Origin of the sequence: Marilutibacter maris, from assembly GCF_006546735.2 — a bacterium.
Lineage (GTDB): Bacteria > Pseudomonadota > Gammaproteobacteria > Xanthomonadales > Xanthomonadaceae > Marilutibacter > Marilutibacter maris.
Genome location: NZ_VICD02000113.1, coordinates 1 through 3,032, shown reverse-complemented (window position 1 = coordinate 3,032; position 3,032 = coordinate 1). Strand labels below are relative to the sequence as shown.

Annotated in this window: 3 protein-coding genes; 2 read left to right on the top strand and 1 reads right to left on the bottom strand. The window is 69.3% G+C overall.

All coding sequences use genetic code 11. The features are described from left to right. Positions 1–114 precede the first annotated feature (114 nt). Positions 115–1,263 carry a LysM peptidoglycan-binding domain-containing protein gene (locus FKV24_RS07525; protein ID WP_111265298.1) on the bottom strand — a complete coding sequence of 383 codons (1,149 nt, stop codon included), beginning with the start codon at positions 1,261–1,263 and terminating at the stop codon, positions 115–117. A gap of 176 nt (positions 1,264–1,439) precedes the next feature. Between FKV24_RS07525 and def the strand changes: the two genes are divergently transcribed. Both def and fmt read left to right on the top strand, forming a co-directional pair. Continuing rightward, entirely contained in the window at positions 1,440–1,952 is a 513-nt protein-coding gene (gene def, locus FKV24_RS07520; protein WP_111265299.1) for a peptide deformylase, read from the top strand. A gap of 117 nt (positions 1,953–2,069) precedes the next feature. Next, positions 2,070–2,990: a methionyl-tRNA formyltransferase gene (gene fmt / locus FKV24_RS07515; protein WP_141481939.1), complete on the top strand. Its 921-nt coding sequence runs from the start codon at positions 2,070–2,072 to the stop codon at positions 2,988–2,990. The last annotated feature ends 42 nt before the right edge of the window (positions 2,991–3,032 follow it).

Here is a 3,032-nt window from a genome sequence, read left to right as displayed (position 1 = left end):
GCGGGGCGGGGTTCGATCGCATCCATGACCCGAGCCTGGGCCACAAACGAAGACGGCGCCCTCGGGCGCCGTCCAGTGTCCGGATCGGAAACTTCCGATCCTGTCGCGACCCGCTCAGTGGGTCGCGTCCGGGTGCTTGAGGTGGTGGCCGACCTTGACCGGACGGATACCGTCCATGACCAGGCCGTAGCTGACCTTGTCGAAGGTGCGGAACACCATGATGTGACCGGCGAACTCGTCGGGCAGGCGGGCACGGCTGCTGTCGCCGACCAGGTACTCGCTGCGGTTGGTGCCGATCTTGACCCGGTCGACCGCGTTGCTGCCCTCGCGCCAGCTGGAGAACACGGTGCCGTTGTCGATGCCGTCGCGGGCGCCGACCGACAGCGCGACCACGTCGCGGCGACCGCCGTACTTGATGGCGTCGGCGACCGCCAGGATGCGGGCGCGGCCGTATTCGAAGGTCTGCGTCGGTGCGTGCGGGAAGAACTGCAGGTCGTAGGGCTGCGCCTGCACCGGCACCAGCCGGTCGCCGGCGCGGATCTCGCGACCGGTGTCGTCGACCACCAGGGTCACCACCTCGACACCCTCGACCAGGCCGCGGCTGACCGTCGCGGTGGTCAGCTTGTGCAGCTCGTAGCCGAGCATCTCGCTGCCGTTGTCGGGCGTGAACGCGTCGCTCCAGGCCCGCTCGAAGTCGATGTGGTGGCGCTTGCCGCGGAAGTCGAGATCGTCGCTGTGGAAGCGGTCGCAGCAGGCGGTGCGGTCGAGATGGGTGTAGCGCTGGGTCGGGCGCACCACCGAGTAGCGCTCGCCCGGCTGGGCGTTGTCCAGGCCGGAGACGTAGATCGCCTGGCCCTCGGCGCCGCGCAGGCGGTCCTCCTCCAGGCCGACCACGTAGGGCATGCCCTCGATGCTGTCGACGACGCTGAGATCCTTCAGGAAGGCCTCGACATCGGCCAGCGGCACGCCGGTGATCGGCGCTTCCTGGCGCGGGCCCGGCTCGACGCCGACCCGGTTGAGGTAGGCCAGCGAGATCACGTCGCCCGGATAGATCAGATGCGGGTTGCGGATCTGCGGATTGGCCTGCCAGATCTCCGGCCACAGCCAAGGCTTCTGCAGAAATTTGCCGGCGATGTCCCAGAGGGTATCGCCCCGCTTCACGACATAGGTGTCGGGGTGATCGCCTCGCATTTCGGCCGCGAGGCCATAGGTGGCGATCGTGAACAACGCAGCGGCAACAACCGCGCGAATCGGTTTAAACATGGCAGCCATCTACCTGATTCCCCTTGCAGGTTTGCCCGCGCGCCGTTCCCCGGCGAGGGCCAACGGCACTATAGCCCAGAAGTTACGCGGGGTTGCAAGCCCCGAGCGCCCAATATCGGCGTTACAATCAATGTCCTGCTTGCCTCTGTGACAGGCGCCCCCATTTTTCTATCGTCATGGCACAGCTTCCCATTCTCGAATTTCCCGATTCCCGGCTGCGCACCGTCGCCACGCCGGTCGATCCCGCCCGCGTGACCACGCCGGAGTTCCAGCAACTGCTCGACGACATGTTCGAGACCATGTACGAAGCGCCGGGCATCGGCCTGGCGGCGAGTCAGGTCGACGTGCACCAGCGCTTCATGGTGATAGACGTCAGCGAGGAGCGCGACCGGCCGATGGTCTTCATCAATCCCGAGATCACCGCCCACGACGGCGAGCAGGTCTACCAGGAAGGCTGCCTGTCGGTACCCGGCATCTTCGCCGACGTGACCCGCGCCGACCGCATCACCGTCAACTACCTCGATCGCGACGCCAAGCCGCAGACGCTGGAAGCCGACGGCGTGCTGGCGGTGTGCATCCAGCACGAGATGGACCACCTGCTGGGCAAGTTGTTCGTCGACTATCTGTCGCCGCTCAAGCGCGAAATGGTCCGCAAGAAACTGGCCAAGGCGCGCCGCAACGCCGCCTGACCGCGGCCGGGAGGCGGTGACCGGCACCGGCGCGCGGGCTTCGGGCCGGTCGAGCGGACGCGTGCCGATCGCGGCGATTGTGCGTAGGCTGCACGCCCCCCTTTCCGGTTGTTCCGCATGAGAATCGTCTTCGCCGGCACCCCCGACTTCGCCGTTCCCTGCCTGCGCGCCGCCGCCCGTCATGGCGAGGTCGTCGCCGTCTACACCCAGCCCGACCGTCCGGCCGGCCGGGGCCGTGGGCTGGCACCGTCGCCGGTCAAGCGGGTGGCGCAGGAGCTGGGCATTGCGGTGGAGCAGCCGGAGAACTTCCGCAGCGCCGCGTCCAAGGCGACCCTGCGCGCGCTGCAGCCGGACCTGATGGTGGTGGTCGCCTACGGCCTGATCCTGCCGCAGTCGGTGCTCGACATCCCCGCCCATGGCTGCTGGAACGTGCATGCCTCGCTGCTGCCGCGCTGGCGCGGCGCGGCGCCGATCCAGCGCGCGATCCAGGCCGGCGACCGCGAAAGCGGGGTCTGCCTGATGCGGATGGAGAAGGGCCTGGACACCGGTCCGGTGCTGCTGTCGCAGTCCCTGTCCATCGCTGCCGAGGAGACCGGCGGGCAGTTGCACGACCGCCTGTCGATGCTCGGTGCGCAGGTCCTGGCCGACGGCCTGGGCCTGCTGCGTGCGGGCATCCTGCCGGTGCCGCAGCCGCAGCCCGAGGAGGGCGTGACCTACGCGCACAAGCTCGACAAGGGCGAGGCGCGGCTCGACTGGAGCCGCCCGGCGGTCGCGCTGGCCGACACCGTGCGCGCGTTCAATCCGTGGCCGGTGGCCGAATGCCAACTGGCCGGCGAGCGCCTGCGCATCCACGGCGCGGTCGCGCTGGATCAGGCGCACGATGCGGTGCCGGGCACCCTGCTGCGTGCCGGTCGCGAGGGGCTCGACGTGGCCTGCGGCGAAGGCGTGCTGCGCATCCGCACCCTGCAGCGCGACGGCGGCAAGGCGATCACCGCGGCCGATTTCCTCAACGCGCGGCAGGAGCTGCTGCGCGCGTAGCGGGCCGGTGACGCCCGCCCGTGGCCGCGATGCGCCGCCACG

Bases quoted from the DNA above. Each gene is read 5' to 3' on its own strand.
- FKV24_RS07525 (WP_111265298.1), bottom strand. From the start codon at position 1,263: ATGTTTAAACCGATTCGCGCGGTTGTTGCCGCTGCGTTGTTCACGATC.
- def (WP_111265299.1), top strand. From the start codon at position 1,440: ATGGCACAGCTTCCCATTCTCGAATTTCCCGATTCCCGGCTGCGCACC.
- fmt (WP_141481939.1), top strand. From the start codon at position 2,070: ATGAGAATCGTCTTCGCCGGCACCCCCGACTTCGCCGTTCCCTGCCTG.